The 1,039-nt window shown below is 63.3% G+C and carries 1 pseudogene; it reads right to left on the bottom strand.

Annotated elements, in window-relative coordinates:
* Nucleotides 1-622, bottom strand: a pseudogene (locus AC1DX0_RS36340) (WD40 repeat domain-containing protein); the annotation flags it as partial.
* Nucleotides 623-1,039 lie beyond the last annotated feature (417 nt).

The raw sequence follows: 1,039 nt of genomic DNA, 5'->3' as shown, positions 1-1,039 counted from the left end.
GAGCTAAGACCACGGGCGGCGCTGCGGGTGCCGGTGCGGCCGGAGGGCTGACGGCTACCGGCGGTGGAGCAGGTGGCGCCGCTGGCGGGGCTGGCRCAGGTGCCGGCTCGGGAACCGGCGGCGCACTGGCGACATCCTGGCCCTTCGGCTCGGCGGGTTTGGGTTCGGCAAGTTTCGGTTCATCAGGCTTGGGTTCAACAGGTTTGGGTTCGGCAATCTTCGGTTCATTCGGCTGGCTGGCCACCTCGCCGCCACCCCACGGGCCGAACCGGTCGATGGCCAGCGCCGCCACCACAATCAATGGCAAGGCGAGAAAGATCTTGCGCAGTCCGGGCCTGCCGGTCTCCTGCACTTCCGCCGCGCGGCCAAACAGCGGCGTTCCGGCAGCATGCGCCGGCCGCCCGGGCAACAGGCCGGCCCAGAACAACAAGGCGCCGGCCAGGCAGGCGAATGCCGCCAGAACGAGCCCGGTCAACCGCAAGGAGGACGCATCCGAGGGCAGTGCGAAAAAGTCCTGCCAGCCAACGGCACCAGTAACGACGAGCGGATAGACCCGCGCCAGGCACCCGATGGCGACCACAACCAAGGCAAGCGCCAGCAACCTGTCAGCCAATCTGTTCATCGCGCTCTCCGCCCGCGGATTTGGATAAGATTATCAGCGCCGGCCTATACCGCAAAGCGCCGCCCTCACTTCCTGTCCTCATGTATATCACTGGAAGCTTCCCGGTCCGGACCAGGGGCATTCATAGAAACAACGGCTTAAGCATGTCGAGCCGCGCTTTAGAGTGCCGATCTCTGCCCAATCGGGCCGAAGCAATCGGCATCCTGTAGGCAGAGTCTCCCGATGTTCTGGTTGGGATAACCTCGACTATCCCCAGCACAACATTGACAGACGATCACGATGTGTCACTATCGTGACGGGATATAGTGGAGAGCGTGCATCATGAAGAAGATTTATGACCGGCCTGTCCTGGTCAAGAAAGGCAATCTGAGATCGGTCACGGCCGGACCCTCCGCCCCACCGACACCGCAATAAGTC

This window comes from Mesorhizobium sp. P3_A9 (assembly GCF_056402975.1).
Note: the sequence above shows the minus strand (reverse complement) of the source record. Positions and strands in the feature narration are given on the sequence as shown.